This window comes from Streptococcus sp. 1621 (genome assembly GCF_013276615.1).
In the GTDB taxonomy this organism is placed as follows: Bacteria; Bacillota; Bacilli; order Lactobacillales; family Streptococcaceae; genus Streptococcus.
This window is the reverse complement of sequence record NZ_VMLJ01000011.1, coordinates 109,531-127,675: the sequence shown is the minus strand read 5'-3', so window position 1 is coordinate 127,675 and position 18,145 is coordinate 109,531. Positions and strand designations below refer to the sequence as shown.

Sequence of the window (18,145 nt, the reverse complement as noted above, 5' to 3'; positions counted from 1 at the left end):
AGCAACCTGCGGCTAGTTTGCTCTTTGATTTTCATTGAGTATAAATACGAACAAATTGATTGGGAAATTCAAATCGCTTTCTATCAATGTTTTAGAAGATACAGTGCCCTAGTCCAACTTCAATATACTATAAAAGAACAGATGGAAGCAATTATGATTTACTTCTATCTTTAAAATAAATTGTCTGATAGGAAAAACGTGTCCCCTCATAAAATATAGGATAGTACGGATGAAAGGCTTTTGTAGACTGGAGGACGAGGGAGTTTAGAAACTCTCGTTAAAAGTTAGTTGAGCCGGAGTATGGTGGTGTGAATCATTAACAAAAATTATTTCTATATCGAAATAGTTGACAGTTGAAAGGACAAGTGTTACAATTATTCTATTCATTTCGATATCGAAATAATTGGAGGTGTTATGAAAGATAGTCATTTGCTAGCCCATCATATTCGTTTGTTGAATGGGCGGATGTTTCAGAAGTTACTGAGCCAAGATCCTGAGGCTCTTTATAGGGGTGAACAGGGCAAGATTTTAGCGGTTTTATGGAATAGTAAAACTGGCTGCGCAACTGCGACAGATATTGCGCTTGCGACTGGGCTTGCGAATAATACGCTGACGACTATGATAAAAAAGCTAGAGGAACAAAAGCTTGTAACTGTTAGTCCATGTGGAAAAGATAAGCGTAAAAAGTATTTGGTTTTAACAGAGTTGGGCAAGTCCCAGAAAGAAGTGGGGCATCGTGTCAGTCAGAAATTGGATACGATCTTTTACAAAGGATTTTCAGAGGAAGAAATTCACCAATTTGAAGTTTTTCAAGAAAGAATTTTGGCTAATCTGAAAGAGAAGGAAAATGAGGAGTAAAATAGATCAAATTAGCTGTTTATAAGTAAAGGCCACTTTTGACTTTGTTTTCCAACTCTTAGGACAAGGAAACTATGTGGTTAGCTATGGTCAGACTCAGATTGATGGCCTTGCTTATGCCCAGTACAATATCTTCCGTTTAGAAAATGGAAAAATTGTGGAGCATTGGGACAATAAGGAAGTCATGCCTAAGGTAGAGGACTTGACTAATCGAGGAAAGTTTTAAAATGAGGACAAAGAATGATTGAATACAAAAATGTAGCCTTGCGCTACACAGAAAAAGATATCTTGAGAGATGTCAATTTACGGATTGAGAATGGCGAGTTTATGGTTTTAGTTGGGCCATCTGGCTCAGGTAAGACGACCATGATTAAGATGATTAACCGTCTCTTGGAACCGACTGATGGAAATATTTTTATGGATGGCAAGCGTATCAAAGACTATGATGAGCGTGAACTTCGTCTTTCTACTGGATATGTTTTACAGGCCATTGCTCTCTTTCCAAATCTAACGGTCGCGGAAAATATTGCCCTGATTCCTGAGATGAAGGGCTGGACTAAGGAAGAAATTGCTCAGAAAACAGAAGAGCTTTTGGCCAAGGTTGGTTTACCAGTAGCTGAGTATGGGCATCGTTTACCTAGTGAACTATCTGGTGGAGAACAGCAACGGGTTGGTATTGTCCGTGCCATGATTGGTCAGCCTAAGATTCTCCTCATGGATGAACCTTTTTCAGCCTTGGATGCTATTTCGAGAAAACAGTTGCAGGTTCTGACTAAAGAATTGCATAAAGAGTTTGGAATGACAACTATTTTTGTGACCCATGATACGGATGAAGCTTTGAAATTGGCGGACCGTATTGCTGTCTTGCAGGATGGAGAGATTCGCCAGGTAGCGAATCCCGAGACCATTTTAAAAGCTCCTGCCACAGAATTTGTAGCAGACTTGTTTGGAGGTAGTGTTCATGACTAATTTAATTGCAACTTTTCAGGATCGTTTTAGTGATTGGGTGACAGCCCTATCTCAACATTTGCAGTTGTCACTGTTGACCTTGTTACTAGCTATTTTTATCGCGATTCCCTTGGCTGTTTCTCTTCGCTATCATGAGAAGTTGGCCGACTGGGTCTTGCAGATTGCAGGGATTTTCCAGACTATCCCGTCACTGGCCTTGTTGGGACTCTTTATCCCCTTGATGGGAATTGGAACCTTGCCGGCTTTGACAGCGCTAGTGATTTATGCGATTTTCCCTATTTTGCAAAATACCATCACTGGGCTGAAGGGAATTGATCCAAGTCTGCAAGAGGCTGGGATTGCCTTTGGGATGACTAGGTGGGAGCGTCTCAAGAAGTTTGAAATTCCACTTGCCATGCCTGTTATCATGTCTGGGATTCGGACAGCAGCAGTATTGGTTATCGGTACGGCAACCTTGGCGGCCTTGATTGGTGCAGGGGGACTGGGTTCCTTTATCCTTTTGGGAATTGACCGTAATAATGCCAGTCTGATTTTGATTGGGGCCCTTTCTTCTGCAGTGCTAGCCATTGCCTTTAACTTCCTACTAAAAGTGATGGAAAAGGCAAAATTGCGGACGATTTTCTCAGGTTTTGCCTTGGTGACAATATTGCTTGGTTTGTCTTATAGTCCAGCTCTTTTGGATCAAAAAGAGAAAGAAAACTTGGTCATTGCTGGGAAATTGGGTCCAGAACCAGAAATTTTGGCCAATATGTATAAACTCCTCATTGAAGAAAATACCAGTATGACTGCGACTGTTAAACCGAATTTTGGGAAAACAAGTTTCCTCTATGAGGCTCTGAAAAAAGGCGATATTGACATCTATCCTGAATTTACAGGAACGGTGACTGAAAGTTTACTTCAACCATCACCGAAAGTAAGTCATGAGCCAGAGCAGGTTTATAATGTGGCGCGTGATGGCATTGCCAAACAGGATCATCTAGCCTATCTCAAACCCATGTCTTATCAAAATACCTACGCTGTAGCTGTTCCGAAAAAGATTGCTCAAGAATATGGCTTGAAGACCATTTCGGACTTGAAAAAAGTAGAAGGACAGTTGAAGGCAGGCTTTACTCTCGAGTTTAATGACCGTGAGGATGGAAATAAGGGCTTGCAGTCAATGTATGGTCTCAATCTCAATGTGGCGACCATGGAACCAGCTCTTCGCTATCAGGCAATTCAGTCAGGCGATATTCAAATCACGGACGCTTATTCGACTGATGCGGAATTGGCACGTTATGATTTACAGGTATTGGAAGATGACAAACAACTCTTCCCACCTTATCAAGGGGCTCCACTGATGAAAGAAGCTCTTCTCAAGAAACATCCAGAGTTGGAAACAGTTCTCAATAAATTGGCTGGTAAAATTACTGAAAGCCAGATGAGCCAGCTCAACTACCAAGTCGGTGTTGAAGGCAAGTCAGCAGAACAAGTAGCCAAGGAGTTTCTACAAGAACAAGGTTTGCTGAAGAAATAGCTTGAAAAGCTAAACTCAACTTGCTTAAACGACTATATAGAAGAATGCTCAGATAATTTTGTCTGGGCTTTTTTGATTGTCGAAAAGATAAAAACTCAGTAGCCTGGGCATAAGGCAACTGAGCTCTAGTCTGTATTTAGTCTTTAGAAATGAGAAGGTCTAGATAAAACTGGACAACTTCCTGATTTGTGAAGTCTTGCCCTTTTTTGAGCCACCAGGTCAAGGTTTCGATAAAGTTGGTCACGACCAAGTGTTGGAGATAAGAAACAGGCAGACTTGGGTGAGATTCTTTCAACTCATCAGCCAACATGGGATAGACATGGTGCTCCAGTTCTTTATGAAGTTGGCGAAGGAAGTAGTCATTTTTGGAGAATAGCAGACTGGTGATATGGTCTTGGTTTTTCTGAAAATGAAGAAAGAGATGGGCGAGATAAACCTTAGTTGAAATGGATTTTTCTCTTTCAAAGAGGTGATGGAAGAGGTAGCGGCAGAGCTCGTCCAGAAGCAGCTCCTTACTCTCATAGTGACAGTAAAAGGTGGATCGTCCCACATCTGCGAGATCAATGATATCCTGAACAGTAGTGGCCTCGTAGCCCTTAGCATTCAAAAGTTGTAGAAAAGCTTGATAGATAGCTTTTTTGGTTTTGCTGATACGGCGGTCAATGTTAGTCATATGGACACTTGAGGCAAATTGTTCAGAACTGAATAAAGCTGACGTTTTGCTTCTATCCTTTCTTTGAGTTTTAGTGGATAATGATAATGAACAAGGTGTTCATAAATCTATTATAACAAAGGAATGAGAAATATGAAGGCAAAATATGCTGTTTGGGTGGCTTTTTTCTTAAATTTGACTTATGCCATTGTTGAGTTTATTGCAGGTGGAGTATTTGGTTCTAGCGCTGTTCTTGCTGACTCTGTGCATGACTTGGGAGATGCGATTGCTATTGGGATCTCAGCCTTTTTGGAAAGTATCTCCAATCGTGAAGAAGACAGCCACTATACCTTGGGCTATAAGCGGTTTAGCCTGCTAGGAGCCTTGGTAACAGCTGTGATTCTCGTAACAGGCTCTGTTCTAGTCATTTTGGAAAATGTCACGAAGATTTTGCATCCGCAACCAGTCAATGATGAGGGGATTCTCTGGTTAGGAATTATTGCGATTACTATCAATCTGTTAGCGAGTCTGGTGGTTGGTAAGGGAAGGACAAAGAATGAGTCTATTCTGAGTCTGCATTTTCTGGAAGATACGCTAGGGTGGGTAGCTGTTATCCTGATGGCGATTGTTCTTCGATTTACGGACTGGTATATCCTAGATCCTCTTTTGTCCCTTGTCATTTCTTTCTTTATTCTTTCAAAAGCCCTTCCACGTTTTTGGTCTACACTCAAGATTTTCTTGGATGCTGTGCCAGAAGGTCTTGATATCAAGCAAGTAAAGAGTGGCCTGGAGCGATTGGACAATGTGGCCAGCCTTAATCAGCTTAATCTCTGGACTATGGATGCTTTGGAAAAAAATGCCATTGTCCATGTTTGTCTAAAAGAAATGGAACATATGGAAACTTGTAAAGAGTCTATTCGAATTTTCCTAAAAGATTGTGGTTTTCAAAATATTACCATTGAAATTGATGCTGACCTAGAAACTCACCAAACCCATAAGCGAAAGGTGTGTGACTTGGAACGGAGTTATGAGCATCAACATTAGAAAAAAGTGAAAAATACTTGGGTACTATCTTATTTGGAATAGAGTAATTTCTTTATTATTTAAATATTTCAAAAATTGGTAAGAGAAGAGCATTGTATAAACTCCAGATATATGATTGTTAATGATAAAAATTTTTCGATTAGGTGCAAAATGCTTGACTTGGAGTCAACTCAAAGTTATATAATAAGATAAGTGAGTTAGAGTAGCTTAAACTCAGTGAATGAAATGAGAGGAGGTTAGCGTGTGAATATTAAATCTGCCAGTGATTTGTTGGGAATTTCAGCGGATACGATTCGGTATTATGAACGGGTTGGTCTTGTGCCACCGATTACTCGTACTGCTACTGGGATTCGTGATTTTCAAGATCAGGATATCGAAGCGCTGGAATTTATTAAGTGTTTTCGTTCGGCGGGTGTCTCTGTAGATAGTTTAGTTGACTATATGTCGCTCTACCAAAAGGGAGATGAAACGAGAGAGGAGAGGCTTGGTATTTTAGAAGAGGAAAAGCAAAAATTAGAGGAGCGCTTGTCTCAGCTACAGACAGCTTTAAATCGTTTAAATCTCAAAATTAAACTTTATAAGGAAGGAAAATTTTAAATGAAATCAGCAGTATATACAAAGGCAGGTCAGGTTGGACTTGCTAGCATTGAACGTCCGCAAATAATAGAAGCGGATGATGTGATTATTCGTGTGGTTCGTGCGTGCGTTTGTGGTTCAGATTTATGGAGGTACCGTAATCCAGAAACGAAAGCTGGACACAAAAATAGTGGACACGAAGCGATTGGGATTGTCGAAGAAACTGGGGAAGCCATTACGACGGTGAAACCAGGTGACTTTGTCATCGTCCCTTTTACCCATGGATGTGGTGAGTGTGATGCCTGTCTTGCTGGCTTTGACGGTTCTTGCGACAATCATATTGGTAATAACTTGGGGGGCGATTTTCAGGCGGAATATATCCGTTTCCACTATGCAAACTGGGCGCTGGTTAAAATCCCTGGTCAACCTTCTGACTACACAGAAGGTATGCTAAAGTCCCTCTTGACCCTTGCTGATGTCATGCCAACAGGCTATCATGCGGCGCGTGTTGCAAATGTTCAAAAAGGGGATAAGGTTGTGGTTATCGGTGATGGGGCTGTTGGTCAATGTGCTGTCATCGCAGCTAAAATGCGTGGAGCATCGCAAATTATTCTTATGAGCCGTCATGAAGATCGTCAAAAGATGGCTCTGGAGTCAGGTGCGACAGCTGTTGTAGCTGAACGCGGTCAAGAAGGAATTACCAAGGTGCGTGAAATCCTCGGTGGCGGAGCGGACGCAGCACTTGAATGTGTTGGTACGGAGGCTGCTGTAGAACAGGCGCTAGGTGTTCTCCATAATGGAGGGCGTATGGGATTTGTAGGAGTCCCACACTATAATAATCGTGCTCTTGGTTCGACATTTATGCAAAATATCTCTGTAGCAGGTGGGGCAGCTTCTGCTACAACATACGATAAGCAATTTTTACTAAAAGCCGTCCTTGATGGTGATATCAATCCAGGTCGCGTCTTTACTTCAAGTTATAAACTGGAAGATATCGACCAAGCCTACAAAGATATGGATGAACGTAAGACCATTAAGTCTATGATTGTGATGGATTAAAAAAGAAAATCCTAATGGAGATGTGAGACTCTCTATTAGGATTTTTTGTCATGTTTAATTTGTGGAGTTATGGCAGAGTACTCTCTCTTAAAGTCAGTCTGGTACCCAGCATGGTCAGGCTAGGGATTTTGCGACCGTGGAGTACTTCTTTGTTAAGAATATCCATACCTGCTCGGCCCATTTCTTCGGTATAGACGGTGATGCTGGAGAGGGGAGGATAGACTTGCTTGGTCAGACTAGTATCGTTAAAGGAAATAAGGCTGACGCGGTCTGGCAGGCTGATTCCAGCTTCTTGGAGGGCACGGAGGGCACCGATAGCTAAACTATCGCTAGCTGCAAAAAATGCTGGTGGCAGTTGGTCTCCCAAACTCTGAATAGCCTCCTTCATCAAGTCATAGCCAGACTGGGCAGTAAAGCTTCCTTGAAAGACCAGTTCATCATGATAAATTCCCTTCGCTTGACTGTAGTTTCTGAAATTTTCCAGTCGCTTATCCTCAATGATTTCTTCTTGGTCAGTTGTTTCCTCAATACCTGTTAGAATTCCTATACGGTCTATCCCTTGACTGAGGAAATAATCGACAACCTGTTTCATGGCAGTGTAAAAGTCCGTAATAATGCAGGTATGTCCTAGTGAAAGAGTATCACTGTCTAGAAAGACAAGAGGCTTTTGGTATTCTTCAAAGGCAGAAATCTGAGCTCGGCTAAACTTTCCGATGCAGAGAATCCCGATGACTTCCTCGCTTAGGGTAAAAGGATGGTCATTAAAATAGCGCAAAATATCATAGTCCAGTTCTTGGGCTCTTTTTTCTATGCCTAGGCGAATCTGGTAGTAGTAGAGGTCGTCCAGCTCTCCTTGTTCGCTGACCCATTGGATAATAGCAATCTTTTGCTTGGGCTTGTGGGACTCGCCTGTCTTGAGGTGCTTAGTGTAGCCCAACTCTTCAGCAACAGTTAAAATACGGTGTCTGGTTTCTTCTGTAACAGATAGACTCTGGTCGCGGTTGAGGACGCGGGATACGGTTGCGATAGAGACAGAGGCTAGCTGTGCAATGTCTTTTAAAGTAGCCATAAATCCTCCTTCTTTAAGGTTGGTATATCATATTTTTCTGCTTTTTACTGATAGTTTAGTAAAATTTTAGTAAAAAGGATTGACCTTGGGAAATCCCTTGGATACAATAGAAGAAAACGATTACACGTTAAGGTGACTTAACGGACAGTCAAAGGAGAATTCATATGACACAACATCTTACTGCAGAAGCCCTTCGAAAAGACTTTCTTGCTGTTTTTGGTCAAGAAGCAGACCAAACCTTCTTTTCACCAGGCCGTATCAACTTGATTGGTGAGCACACAGACTACAACGGTGGGCACGTTTTTCCTGCTGCTATTTCCTTGGGAACATACGGGGCAGCTCGCAAACGTGATGATCAAGTCTTGCGTTTCTACTCAGCTAACTTTGAGGACAAGGGCATTATCGAAGTACCTTTAGCTGACCTCAAGTTTGAAAAAGAGCACAACTGGACCAATTATCCAAAAGGAGTTCTTCATTTCTTGCAAGAAGCTGGGCACGTGATTGATAAAGGTTTTGATTTTTATGTTTATGGGAATATCCCAAATGGTGCTGGTTTGTCTTCTTCAGCATCCCTTGAACTCTTGACAGGAGTCGTGGCAGAGCATCTCTTTGATTTAAAATTAGAGCGTCTCGATTTGGTTAAAATCGGAAAACAAACAGAAAATAACTTTATCGGAGTCAACTCTGGTATCATGGACCAGTTTGCTATCGGTATGGGGGCTGATCAACGTGCAATTTACCTAGATACCAATACTTTAGAATACGACTTGGTGCCACTTGATTTGAAGGACAATGTCGTTGTTATTATGAACACCAATAAACGTCGTGAATTGGCGGATTCTAAATATAATGAACGCCGTGCTGAATGTGAAAAAGCAGTGGAAGAATTGCAAGTTGCTTTAGATATTCATACCTTGGGTGAATTGGATGAGTGGGCCTTTGACCAATACAGCTATCTGATTAAAGATGAAAATCGTTTGAAACGTGCTCGTCATGCAATGCTTGAAAATCAACGTACCCTCAGAGCTCAAGCAGCCCTCCAAGCAGGAGATTTGGAAACATTTGGTCGTTTGATGAATGCGTCACACGTTTCTCTAGAACATGACTATGAAGTAACTGGCTTGGAATTGGATACTCTTGTTCACACAGCTTGGGGACAAGAAGGTGTTCTCGGTGCTCGTATGACAGGGGCAGGTTTTGGCGGATGTGCCATTGCTTTAGTGCAAAATGATGCTGTTGAGACCTTTAAGGAAGCTGTAGGCAAACACTACGAGGAAGTAGTTGGATACGCTCCAAGCTTCTATATCGCTGAAGTTGCAGGTGGCACTCGCGTCCTTGACTAGTCAAAAGGAGGCTCTATAGTGACCTTAGTAGATAAATTTGTAACACATATTATTTCTGAAAGTTCATTTGAGGAAATGGATCGAATCTACCTGACCAATCGTGTCTTGGCACGAGTGGGAGATGGTGTTTTGGAAGTTGAGACCAATCTGGATAAAGTGATTGACCTCAAGGACCAGCTGGTTGAGGAAGCCGTTCGATTAGAGACGATTGAGGATAGTCAGACTGCGCGTGAAATCCTTGGTGCTGAACTGATGGATTTGGTGACTCCTTGTCCGAGTCAGGTCAATCGTGACTTTTGGGCAACCTATGCCCACTCTCCTGAGCAAGCGATAGAGGATTTTTACCAACTCAGTCAGAAGAATGACTACATCAAACTCAAGGCCATTGCTAAAAATATCGCCTACAGAGTACCATCTGACTACGGAGATCTAGAAATAACCATCAACCTCTCTAAGCCTGAAAAGGATCCTAAGGAGATTGCGGCAGCCAAGTTGGTGCAAGCTAGCAATTATCCCCAGTGTCAGCTTTGTCTAGAGAATGAGGGCTACCATGGTCTAGTTAACCACCCAGCTCGCAGTAACCACCCAGCTCGCAGTAACCACCGTATTATCCGTTTTAAAATGGCTACTCAGGAGTGGGGTTTCCAGTATTCACCTTATGCCTACTTTAATGAGCACTGTATTTTCTTAGACGGTCAGCATCGTCCCATGGCCATTAGTCGTCAGAGCTTTGAACGTCTGCTGGCTATCGTAGAACAGTTTCCAGGCTATTTTGCTGGCTCTAATGCCGACCTGCCGATTGTGGGGGGCTCTATTCTAACTCATGATCATTATCAGGGAGGCCGTCACGTATTTCCTATGGAATTAGCTCCCTTGCAAAAGACTTTCTATTTTGCTGGTTTTGAGCAGGTTAAGGCTGGGATTGTCAAGTGGCCCATGTCAGTGTTGCGTTTGACTTCGGATTCCAAAGAGGATTTGATCAACTTGGCTGACAAGATTTTGCAGGAATGGCGTCAGTATTCAGATCCTAGTGTGCAGATTTTGGCAGAGACAGACGGGACACCGCATCACACCATCACACCTATAGCCCGTAAGCGCGACGGTCAGTTTGAGTTGGACTTGGTCTTGAGGGACAATCAGACTTCTGCAGAACATCCTGATGGCATCTATCATCCTCACAAGGATGTCCAACATATCAAGAAGGAAAATATCGGCTTGATTGAGGTCATGGGCTTGGCAATCCTGCCACCACGTCTGAAAGAAGAAGTGGAGCAAGTTGCTAGCTATCTTGTAGGAGAAGCTGTTACAGTTGCCGATTATCATCAGGAATGGGCAGACCAACTCAAAGTCCAACATCCAGATCTAGCGGAAAAAGAAAAAGCCCTTGAAATCGTCAAGGACTCTGTTGGTGCTATCTTTGCGCGTGTCCTTGAGGATGCAGGAGTCTACAAGCAGACAGAACAAGGACAGGCAGCCTTTATGCGCTTTGTGGAGCAGGTCGGAATTTTACCAGACTAGGAGCATTCTCCTTGCACAGTCCTATAAAAAGTAGTATCATAGTGTCGTTTGAAATATCAGGAGGAAACGATGAAAGATTTTCATTTTGACGCTATATCTGCCTTTGAAAATTACGAAATTGAACAAATGAGAGATGGTCACGTTGTGGTGACGACAAAAGTAGTGAACTCGTCGCTCAACTACTATGGCAATGCCCATGGTGGCTATCTCTTTACCCTTTGTGACCAAATCAGTGGTCTTGTGGTGATTTCACTTGGCTTAGATGGAGTGACACTCCAGTCTTCCATCAACTACCTTAAGGCAGGAAAACTCGACGACGTGTTGACCATTAAAGGAGAATGCGTCCATCAAGGTCGCACAACCTGTGTCGTGGATGTGGATATTACCAATCAAGAAGGCAGAAATGTCTGCAAGGCAACCTTCACCATGTTTGTCACAGGCCAACGATCAGAAGATAGACAGGTGGGGATATAGATAACTAAAAAAGAGGCTCGCACCTCTTTTTCTTATTTCTTTTTATGATTTAATACGGCATTGAGTACAATGGCGAGTAGGCTGGCTACGACGATTCCGTTTGAGAAGAACATTTGGAAGGCTGTCGGCATGCTGACAAAGAGATTGCTGTTATTTAGACCGACACCTGCAGCGATTGAAACAGCTGCGATAAGGAAGTTATGTTCATTGTTAGCAAAGTCAACACGAGCGAGGATTTGCATCCCTTGAATCGATACAAAACCAAACATCACCAGCATGGCACCACCGAGGACAGGGCTCGGAATGATTTGAGCAAGGGCACCAAACTTAGGAAGGAGTCCAAGGAGAACCAGGAAACCAGCTGCGTAGTAGATTGGCAGGCGAGTCTTGATACCTGATAATTTAACCAACCCAACGTTTTGTGAAAATCCTGTGTAAGGGAAGGTGTTAAAGATTCCTCCGAGAAGTACGGCCAAACCTTCTGCGCGGTAACCGTTGCGCAGGCGCGTGCTGTCGATTGGATCTTTTGTGATATCAGACAAGGCTAGATAAACACCAGTCGACTCAACCATAGACACCGTTGCGATGATACACATCATGACAACGGATGAGATTTCAAAGGTTGGCATCCCAAAGTAGAGGGGAGTTGGGACATGGACAAGTGGTGCTGCTGCAACAGGAGAGAAGTCAACCAAACCCATGCTAGCAGCAATGGCAGTTCCAACAACCAAACCAATCAAAATAGAGATAGACTTGATAAATCCTTTGGTAAAGATGTTAATCAAGAGGATAATCAGAACAGTGATAGCTGCAAGCAAGAGACTTTGACCAGTTGGCTCTGGAACATTATTTCCCATATTTCCAATAGCGACAGGAATCAAGGTTAAACCAATCGTGGTAATAACAGATCCTGTTACGATAGATGGGAAGAGATTGGCCACTTTTGAGAAGATACCTGAAACAAGAACCACGTAAATCCCTGATGCGATAAGGGCACCAAACATAGCGCCACTACCATGGCTTTGCCCAATCATAATCAAGGGAGCGACAGATTGGAAGGCAACGCCGAGAACGACTGGTAGTCCAATACCAAAGTATTTGTTGAGTTGGAGTTGGAGGAAGGTTGCCACCCCACACATGAAGATATCTGTGGAAATCAGGTAGGTCAACTGCTCAGCTGAATAGCCAAGGGCTGTCGCAATCATGATGGGAACCAGGATGGATCCTGAGTACATGGCTAGTAAGTGCTGCAAGCCAAGAACGGCTGCTTGCGAATGTTTTTCTTGAGTTTGCATTAGAGATCTGCCTCCTTAAATACGACCTGACCATTTTCAAAACGATCCAAACGAGCGAGTGATAGGACAGGATAGCCTGCTTTTTCAAGCAAATCACGGCCATCTTGGAAGGATTTTTCAATCACAATACCGATAGCTTCGACTGTGGCACCAGCTTGTTCGATGATTTGAATCAAGCCTTTAGCAGCTTGGCCGTTAGCAAGGAAGTCGTCGATAATCAAAACCTTGTCCTCTGGTGAGAGGAATTTTCCAGCGATAGAAACGGTGCTGGTCACCTGCTTGGTAAAGGAGTAAACTTCGGCAGTTAAGATACCTTCGTTCATAGTGATGTTTTTAGCTTTTTTAGCGAAAATCATGGGAACGTTTAAGGCTTCAGCTGTAAAAATGGCTGGGGCAATGCCTGACGCTTCAATGGTCACGACTTTGGTAATTCCAGTAGCAGCAAATTTTTCCGCAAAGACCTTACCGATTTCTCGCATCAAGCTAAAGTCAACTTGGTGGGTTAAAAAGGAATCCACCTTGAGGATGTTGTCACCCAAGATATGCCCATCCTTGAGGATGCGCTCTTCTAATAATTTCATAAGACCTCCTAAAGTCTAAAAGCCAGTTTACTTGTTGGTTAAATGTTTCTATAGTGATCCGGTTTGCTAGTACTATGTATTTGATAAAACTAGTACGAGCGAAGCGAGTTTTATCAAATATTTCCCGCCGTAGTGGTAGCATAGACAATAATCTTGTTATTGTCTATGACGGGATTTTTGAGACTTTTGGCTCAAAAATTAGGGATGAAATTCCGAAGGAAGTTGCTCCCGTCCGCACTAATTAAGGGAAATATTAAAAATATTCAAAAAAGACCTACTTAATCTCTAAGTAAGTCCCCAAAATAGGCATGGAAAAAACGACCATACCTCACTCTGACTTACTTATTGTTAGGTGTTCCGGCACCTTGTAGAAACGTCGTGCCAATTCACGACATAAACAAGTAAAACGATATTTAATTTAAAATAGGCTTGAGCCAATGTTTTTATTTTACACTAAATAACTTTAGAAATCAACTGTTTTGTTAGTGTTTTGGTTTTAAAAACGAACAAATATAATAAAAATGGGGAAAAAATAACTTATTAGCTAACATTTAGAAGGTTTTTCCATCATAAAAGGCATATTATCAAGATTTTTCAAGACTTGACAATATGCCTTTTTCTAACTTTAAAGACTTTTTCCCAATCTTTATTATTCTACTCGCTAAATCTTAAAAAATAACCATCTGGATCCAAAATCGCAAATTCGTGAGGGTAAATAAAGCTATCTCCCACTCGAAATTCTCTTTTGGTCAGCGGACGATGGATAGGATAGTCAGCTTCCAACAGTTTTTGGTGGAGCTGAGGGACATCTGCAATGCCAAAGGAAATATTAACACCGCGCCCGAAAGGATAGGTCAGCTGAGCTAATTCTTCTGCGCTGCCTTCTTCTAGCATAAGTTGGCAGTCTTCAAGCGAGAGGAAGAGAAATTTCTCCTCTGGACGCTCGTATTCGACAGAGAATCCTAGCAGGTCGCAGTAGAAGTGGCGTGATTTTTCGATGTCAGATACTACAAATTCAGGAATGACAGCTTGATAGTCCATTCGTTTTCTCCTTAGAGTTCAATCTCCAAGACAATGGGTGTGTGGTCTTGGCGCGCACCGGAGTCAATCATATCAGACTTGGTCACCTTGTCAGCCACGCGGTTGCTTGTCAGCCAGTAGTCGATTCTCCAGCCTGTATTGTTGATTTTAGAAGTCTTGCTTCGTTGTGCCCACCAAGTGTAGCGTTCTGGAACATTGCCGTGAATGTGGCGGAAGGTATCCGTAAATCCAGTTGCTAAAAGGTTGGTAAATCCAGCACGTTCCTCGTCGGTAAATCCAGGTGAATGGCGGTTGCTAGCAGGATTTGCAAGGTCGATTTCATTGTGGGCAACGTTGTAATCACCGGTCGCAAGAACTGGTTTTTCTTTGTCTAGTTCAGCCAAGTACTCAGCATATTTGACATCCCAGACTTGGCGTTCTTCCAAGCGTTTGAGGCCATCACCAGCGTTTGGTGTGTAAACTTGGGTAACGAAAAATTTATCAAATTCTAGAGTGATGATGCGGCCTTCCAAGTCCATGGTAGAAGGGGCACCGATTTCTGGGAAAGTGACAGTGGGTGTAAGTTCTTTCTTATAGAGGAACATGGTTCCAGCATAGCCTTTGCGGGCAGGCTCTTGAGAAGAGCGCCACGTGTTTGCGTAGCCTGGGAAGAGTTCTTCTAAAATTTCCAAGTGTTTCTTTGTAGGCCCCTTGGCAGAAAGCTTGGTTTCTTGGATAGCAATGATATCAGCATTTTCAGCGACCAAGGTTTGTAGTACTTCTTGGGACAATTTGGCACGAGCTGAGTCACTAGTTAGGGCAGCGTTGAGGGAATCAATATTCCATGAGATAAGTTTCATAAAGTTACCTTTTTCATTCAGATTATAGATTTTATTATACCAAAAAAAGGTTTATTTCCCCAACGTATGGTTTGAAAAATTACTCTTTAGACTTTATCCTGAGAAAATAAAAATTCCCTAAACTATTTAGAAAAAAATCTAAATAGCTCTTGTGTTTAGAATAGAAAGGTGTATAATGTTATTTAGAAAAACATCTAAATAGAAAGTGAAGTTACATATATGTCAAATAAGAGAACAATCCTTCTTTTTGTGGTCTTGGCTTATGCCCTTGCTTGGATAATATGGTTGGCACTATGGCTAAGTGGTGTTGGTCTAAATTCTCCATGGAGTCAACTTGCTAGTATTGTAGCCATGTGGATGCCTGCGCTTGCAGTCTTTCTCTTAGGGAAAATCACGAATCAACCTAGTGGAATCAAATCTAAATTAGTCGTGAATCTCAAGAGAAACTGGCGCTTTTACTTACTAGCTATCTGGTTACCAGCAGTCATCAGTTTTTTAGGAGCGGGACTTTATTTTCTTGTATTCCCTAGCAATTTCAGCCTTGATTTTGAATCTATTCAAGCCATCTTACAAGAAAAAGGTGTCTCTCAATCAGCCATTCCCTTATCTTCCTTGGTCTTGATTCAAATCCTAGCTAGTTTGACCTACGCTCCTTTTCTTAATAGTTTCTTTGCATTGGGAGAGGAAATTGGTTGGCGTGGCTATCTTTACCCAGCTCTAAGAGGACGCTTTTCACTAGTCCAGACTCATGTCTTGCTTGGTCTCATTTGGAGTCTTTGGCATCTACCAATCAATTTGCAAGGCTATAATTATGGACTATCTTATTTTGCTTATCCTGTTTTGGGAGTTGTTGCTATGTTTCTATCTTGTTTTAGCCTAGGAATATTGTTGAGCTGGTTGTTGGAAAAGACAGGTTCTATCTGGGCTTCTGCCCTATTTCATGGGGCAATCAATGCAACTGCAGGTATTGGGTTACTCTTCCAATTACCAGGAGAAAAAGTTTCAAGCCTCTTGATTTTAGGCCCATCACCGACCGGAATGCTATCAGTTCTACCTTGCTTATTCCTAGCCCTACTAATATTACAAAGGGAAAGGAGTCATTATGAGTTTTGCAAATAGTTTTAAAGCCTTATCTCATCCAGTTAGGAGAGAGATTTTGAATTTACTCAAAACAGGTAGATTATCTGCAGGAGAAATTGCCAGTTATTTCGAGTTGACAGGTGCAACGATTTCACACCATCTCACGATTTTGAAAGCAGCGGATTTAATTCATGAAATGAAAGAAAAAAACTTTATTTATTATGAGTTAAATACATCGGTTTTAGAGGATATAATGGTTTGGTTAGCAGAACTGAAAGGAGATCATTTTGATGAAGATAAAAATCAATAAGAAATTGGTATTATTTACGAGCATTCTCATCCTACTACCTTCCCTTGTAGGTTGTGTTTTCTGGAATCAATTACCAGAGGAGATACCCACTCATTTTAATCTACTGGGTCAAGCAGATGGCTACAATCATAAAATGTCTGCTATCTTTGGATTACCGACTCTCATGCTTTTGATGCATTGGTTGCTTCTATTTTTAATGATTAAGGATCCTAAATCTAGCAATATCAGTTCAAAAATACAAGTTTTGATTTACTGGATTATTCCTTTTGTATCTTGTCTATTAATGATTTCTATCTTCGGAGAATCTTTGGGTTATTCCATGATGAGTGGGCTACTAGCTCAGATTTTTATGGGAGTCGTGATGATCGTAATTGGAAATTATCTACCAAAAACACACCGAAATTATATAATCGGTATTCGACTACCGTGGACCTTGGAGAATGATGAAAACTGGAGAAAAACGCATCGCCTAGCTGGAAAAATTTGGGTATTAGGAGGATTGTTATTGTTTCTAAATTCCTTTGTGCAACTGTATGTTTACTGGGTATTCTTCTTGACACTTTTCTTTGTAGTGATAATTCCTAGTGTCTATTCTTATCAATTATCAAAATCAGAATCTTGAAATAGCTAATGGAGTCATTAGTTTGAGAAGTTGGTCTGATATGTCTATTTCCCCAACGTATGGTTTGAAAAATTACCCTCTTTCGTTTATAATGAAGAATGATTTTATGAAAGGGAGTGAAAATAAATGAAATTTTACTCATATGACTATGTGCTTAGCCAAATCAGTCAGCAAAATGGAATCATGATTGGCTTTGGGATTGTGCTCCTAACTATCACAGGATTTTTTGCTTTTAAGGCCTATCGTGATAAAAAGGGGACTAAATTTCGGGAATTGGTCATGATTTTGGCCTTGACTTTGGTGGCCATGCTTTTGGTGACAATCTCAAAATACCAGACCAATCAAGCATCAAACAACCAATTTCAAACTTCACTTCATTTCATAGAGGTTGTTTCCAAAGATTTGGGAGTGGATAAATCAGAAGTTTATGTCAATACTTCAGCTGCCACTGATGGAGCGCTTGTCAAGGTAGGTCCAAATGTCTACCGTGCTATGAACGGGAGCGAACCAGACAAGTATCTTTTAGAGAAATTAGAATTGCATCAAACAGACGCTATTGAATTGGTGGAGGTAAACAAATGACGCTCAACTATATGGAAATTTTAATCAAACTAGCCTTGGGTCTCTTCTCACTTGTTTTTGTTATCAATGTGACAGGAAAGGGGAACCTGGCGCCTAACTCTGCGACAGACCAAATTCAGAACTATGTTCTTGGTGGTATCATCGGTGGGGTGATTTACAATAGTTCAATTAGTATTCTGCAATACGCAGTGATTTTGATGATGTGGACGATTTTGGTCTTGACCCTCAAATGGCTCAACAATAATGTTCGTTTTGTCAAACGCTTGATTGATGGGAAACCAACTCTCCTCATCAAAAATGGGCAGATCGACCCAGAAGCCTGTCGTTCAGTTGGCTTGTCTGCGGCAGATGTTGCTCTCAAACTTCGTAGCCAAGGGATTTTCCAGATGAAGCAAGTTAAACGAGCTGTGCAAGAGCAAAATGGCCAACTCATCGTGGTCCAAATGGGAGATGAAAATCCTAAGTATCCAGTTGTGACTGACGGTGTGATCCAAGTGGAAGTCTTGGAATCGATTGGCCGTAGCGAAGAGTGGCTGCTTGACAATCTCAGCAAGCAAGGGCATGACAATGTAGCCAATATCTTTATCGCTGAGTATGACAAGGGCGCCGTTACAGTCGTAACCTATGAATAAGAAAAACCTGGGGTCTTGCACTCTTCGAAAATCTCTTCAAACTGCGTCAACGTCGCCTTGCCGTATGTAGGTTACTGACTTCGTCAGT

The 18,145-nt window shown here is 41.8% G+C and carries 20 protein-coding genes, 1 pseudogene and 1 riboswitch; of the genes and pseudogenes, 15 read left to right on the top strand and 6 right to left on the bottom strand.

All coding sequences use genetic code 11. The annotated features are described in order from the left end of the window. Nucleotides 1–414: 414 nt before the first annotated feature. From HT697_RS02825 to HT697_RS02810, 4 genes and pseudogenes are all read left to right on the top strand, one after another. Nucleotides 415–858: a MarR family transcriptional regulator gene (locus HT697_RS02825; RefSeq protein WP_164226042.1), complete on the top strand. Its 444-nt coding sequence runs from the start codon at nt 415–417 to the stop codon at nt 856–858. 34 nt (nt 859–892) lie between these two features. After that, nucleotides 893–1,084: pseudogene (locus HT697_RS02820) on the top strand (polyketide cyclase); the annotation flags it as partial. 14 nt (nt 1,085–1,098) lie between these two features. Then, on the top strand, nt 1,099–1,827 hold the full coding sequence (locus HT697_RS02815; RefSeq protein ID WP_164226044.1) for an ABC transporter ATP-binding protein: 729 nt from the start codon (nt 1,099–1,101) through the stop codon (nt 1,825–1,827). Continuing rightward, nucleotides 1,820–3,340 carry an ABC transporter permease/substrate-binding protein gene (locus HT697_RS02810; RefSeq protein WP_164226045.1) on the top strand — a complete coding sequence of 507 codons (1,521 nt, stop codon included), beginning with the start codon at nt 1,820–1,822 and terminating at the stop codon, nt 3,338–3,340. Before HT697_RS02815 ends, HT697_RS02810 begins: the two co-directional genes overlap by 8 nt. 136 nt (nt 3,341–3,476) lie before the next feature. On the opposite strand, the gene HT697_RS02805 is transcribed toward HT697_RS02810, so the two are convergent. Beyond that, nucleotides 3,477–4,013: a TetR/AcrR family transcriptional regulator gene (locus tag HT697_RS02805; RefSeq protein WP_164226046.1), complete on the bottom strand. Its 537-nt coding sequence runs from the start codon at nt 4,011–4,013 to the stop codon at nt 3,477–3,479. A 132-nt stretch (nt 4,014–4,145) separates the two neighbouring features. Here HT697_RS02805 and czcD point away from each other — a divergent pair, with 132 nt between their 5' ends. The 3 genes from czcD to HT697_RS02790 all read left to right on the top strand — a co-directional run bounded on the left by czcD (nt 4,146) and on the right by HT697_RS02790 (nt 6,671). Further along, nucleotides 4,146–5,036: a cation diffusion facilitator family transporter CzcD gene (gene czcD / locus HT697_RS02800; protein ID WP_164226047.1), complete on the top strand. Its 891-nt coding sequence runs from the start codon at nt 4,146–4,148 to the stop codon at nt 5,034–5,036. Between the two features lie 243 nt (nt 5,037–5,279). Next, on the top strand, nt 5,280–5,633 hold the full coding sequence (gene nmlR / locus HT697_RS02795; RefSeq protein WP_001022629.1) for a stress response transcriptional regulator NmlR: 354 nt from the start codon (nt 5,280–5,282) through the stop codon (nt 5,631–5,633). Further along, entirely contained in the window at nt 5,634–6,671 is a 1,038-nt protein-coding gene (locus HT697_RS02790; RefSeq protein WP_164226048.1) for a zinc-binding dehydrogenase, read from the top strand. It abuts the gene before it with no gap. A 67-nt stretch (nt 6,672–6,738) separates the two neighbouring features. On the opposite strand, the gene galR is transcribed toward HT697_RS02790, so the two are convergent. Beyond that, nucleotides 6,739–7,740 (bottom strand): DNA-binding transcriptional regulator GalR, encoded by a 1,002-nt coding sequence (gene galR / locus HT697_RS02785; RefSeq protein ID WP_164226049.1) that lies wholly within the window; start codon nt 7,738–7,740, stop codon nt 6,739–6,741. A gap of 164 nt (nt 7,741–7,904) precedes the next feature. Between galR and HT697_RS02780 the strand changes: the two genes are divergently transcribed. The 3 genes from HT697_RS02780 to HT697_RS02770 all read left to right on the top strand — a co-directional run bounded on the left by HT697_RS02780 (nt 7,905) and on the right by HT697_RS02770 (nt 11,075). After that, nucleotides 7,905–9,083 (top strand): galactokinase, encoded by a 1,179-nt coding sequence (locus HT697_RS02780; RefSeq protein ID WP_164226050.1) that lies wholly within the window; start codon nt 7,905–7,907, stop codon nt 9,081–9,083. Nucleotides 9,084–9,101: 18 nt separating this feature from the next. Continuing rightward, a complete protein-coding gene (locus HT697_RS02775) occupies nt 9,102–10,601 on the top strand; it encodes a UDP-glucose--hexose-1-phosphate uridylyltransferase (RefSeq protein ID WP_164226051.1) in 1,500 nt (499 codons plus the stop codon). Nucleotides 10,602–10,670: 69 nt separating this feature from the next. After that, nucleotides 10,671–11,075, top strand: a complete 405-nt coding sequence (locus tag HT697_RS02770) for a PaaI family thioesterase (RefSeq protein WP_164226052.1) — start codon at nt 10,671–10,673, stop codon at nt 11,073–11,075. A 32-nt stretch (nt 11,076–11,107) separates the two neighbouring features. Here HT697_RS02770 and HT697_RS02765 read toward each other — a convergent pair whose 3' ends face one another. From HT697_RS02765 to HT697_RS02750, 4 genes are all read right to left on the bottom strand, one after another. After that, nucleotides 11,108–12,370, bottom strand: coding sequence for a nucleobase:cation symporter-2 family protein (locus HT697_RS02765; RefSeq protein ID WP_164226053.1), 1,263 nt, complete (start codon nt 12,368–12,370; stop codon nt 11,108–11,110). Further along, nucleotides 12,370–12,951, bottom strand: coding sequence for a xanthine phosphoribosyltransferase (locus HT697_RS02760; RefSeq protein WP_125419985.1), 582 nt, complete (start codon nt 12,949–12,951; stop codon nt 12,370–12,372). The genes HT697_RS02765 and HT697_RS02760 overlap by 1 nt, the downstream gene beginning before the upstream one ends. Before the next feature lie 325 nt (nt 12,952–13,276). Beyond that, nucleotides 13,277–13,372: riboswitch (purine riboswitch) on the bottom strand. Nucleotides 13,373–13,605: 233 nt separating this feature from the next. Continuing rightward, nucleotides 13,606–13,992 (bottom strand): VOC family protein, encoded by a 387-nt coding sequence (locus tag HT697_RS02755; protein ID WP_000386216.1) that lies wholly within the window; start codon nt 13,990–13,992, stop codon nt 13,606–13,608. 11 nt (nt 13,993–14,003) lie between these two features. Next, nucleotides 14,004–14,831 (bottom strand): exodeoxyribonuclease III, encoded by an 828-nt coding sequence (locus tag HT697_RS02750; protein ID WP_164226054.1) that lies wholly within the window; start codon nt 14,829–14,831, stop codon nt 14,004–14,006. 219 nt (nt 14,832–15,050) lie between these two features. Here HT697_RS02750 and HT697_RS02745 point away from each other — a divergent pair, with 219 nt between their 5' ends. The 5 genes from HT697_RS02745 (at nt 15,051) to HT697_RS02725 (ending at nt 18,057) form a co-directional block, all read left to right on the top strand. Further along, complete coding sequence (locus HT697_RS02745; RefSeq protein WP_164226055.1) at nt 15,051–15,950, top strand: type II CAAX endopeptidase family protein; 900 nt, start codon at nt 15,051–15,053, stop codon at nt 15,948–15,950. Continuing rightward, nucleotides 15,934–16,221, top strand: a complete 288-nt coding sequence (locus HT697_RS02740) for an autorepressor SdpR family transcription factor (protein ID WP_049511512.1) — start codon at nt 15,934–15,936, stop codon at nt 16,219–16,221. Before HT697_RS02745 ends, HT697_RS02740 begins: the two co-directional genes overlap by 17 nt. Then, nucleotides 16,202–16,843 carry an SdpI family protein gene (locus HT697_RS02735; RefSeq protein ID WP_164226056.1) on the top strand — a complete coding sequence of 214 codons (642 nt, stop codon included), beginning with the start codon at nt 16,202–16,204 and terminating at the stop codon, nt 16,841–16,843. The genes HT697_RS02740 and HT697_RS02735 overlap by 20 nt, the downstream gene beginning before the upstream one ends. A 126-nt stretch (nt 16,844–16,969) precedes the next feature. Next, entirely contained in the window at nt 16,970–17,425 is a 456-nt protein-coding gene (locus tag HT697_RS02730; protein ID WP_164226057.1) for a DUF3290 family protein, read from the top strand. Further along, entirely contained in the window at nt 17,422–18,057 is a 636-nt protein-coding gene (locus HT697_RS02725; protein ID WP_164226058.1) for a DUF421 domain-containing protein, read from the top strand. The genes HT697_RS02730 and HT697_RS02725 overlap by 4 nt, the downstream gene beginning before the upstream one ends. Nucleotides 18,058–18,145: the final 88 nt, after the last annotated feature.

Bases quoted from the DNA above. Each gene is read 5' to 3' on its own strand.
- HT697_RS02825 (WP_164226042.1), top strand. From the start codon at position 415: ATGAAAGATAGTCATTTGCTAGCCCATCATATTCGTTTGTTGAATGGG.
- HT697_RS02815 (WP_164226044.1), top strand. From the start codon at position 1,099: ATGATTGAATACAAAAATGTAGCCTTGCGCTACACAGAAAAAGATATC.
- HT697_RS02810 (WP_164226045.1), top strand. From the start codon at position 1,820: ATGACTAATTTAATTGCAACTTTTCAGGATCGTTTTAGTGATTGGGTG.
- HT697_RS02805 (WP_164226046.1), bottom strand. From the start codon at position 4,013: ATGACTAACATTGACCGCCGTATCAGCAAAACCAAAAAAGCTATCTAT.
- czcD (WP_164226047.1), top strand. From the start codon at position 4,146: ATGAAGGCAAAATATGCTGTTTGGGTGGCTTTTTTCTTAAATTTGACT.
- HT697_RS02790 (WP_164226048.1), top strand. From the start codon at position 5,634: ATGAAATCAGCAGTATATACAAAGGCAGGTCAGGTTGGACTTGCTAGC.
- galR (WP_164226049.1), bottom strand. From the start codon at position 7,740: ATGGCTACTTTAAAAGACATTGCACAGCTAGCCTCTGTCTCTATCGCA.
- HT697_RS02780 (WP_164226050.1), top strand. From the start codon at position 7,905: ATGACACAACATCTTACTGCAGAAGCCCTTCGAAAAGACTTTCTTGCT.
- HT697_RS02770 (WP_164226052.1), top strand. From the start codon at position 10,671: ATGAAAGATTTTCATTTTGACGCTATATCTGCCTTTGAAAATTACGAA.
- HT697_RS02765 (WP_164226053.1), bottom strand. From the start codon at position 12,370: ATGCAAACTCAAGAAAAACATTCGCAAGCAGCCGTTCTTGGCTTGCAG.
- HT697_RS02760 (WP_125419985.1), bottom strand. From the start codon at position 12,951: ATGAAATTATTAGAAGAGCGCATCCTCAAGGATGGGCATATCTTGGGT.
- HT697_RS02755 (WP_000386216.1), bottom strand. From the start codon at position 13,992: ATGGACTATCAAGCTGTCATTCCTGAATTTGTAGTATCTGACATCGAA.
- HT697_RS02750 (WP_164226054.1), bottom strand. From the start codon at position 14,831: ATGAAACTTATCTCATGGAATATTGATTCCCTCAACGCTGCCCTAACT.
- HT697_RS02745 (WP_164226055.1), top strand. From the start codon at position 15,051: ATGTCAAATAAGAGAACAATCCTTCTTTTTGTGGTCTTGGCTTATGCC.
- HT697_RS02740 (WP_049511512.1), top strand. From the start codon at position 15,934: ATGAGTTTTGCAAATAGTTTTAAAGCCTTATCTCATCCAGTTAGGAGA.
- HT697_RS02735 (WP_164226056.1), top strand. From the start codon at position 16,202: ATGAAGATAAAAATCAATAAGAAATTGGTATTATTTACGAGCATTCTC.
- HT697_RS02730 (WP_164226057.1), top strand. From the start codon at position 16,970: ATGAAATTTTACTCATATGACTATGTGCTTAGCCAAATCAGTCAGCAA.
- HT697_RS02725 (WP_164226058.1), top strand. From the start codon at position 17,422: ATGACGCTCAACTATATGGAAATTTTAATCAAACTAGCCTTGGGTCTC.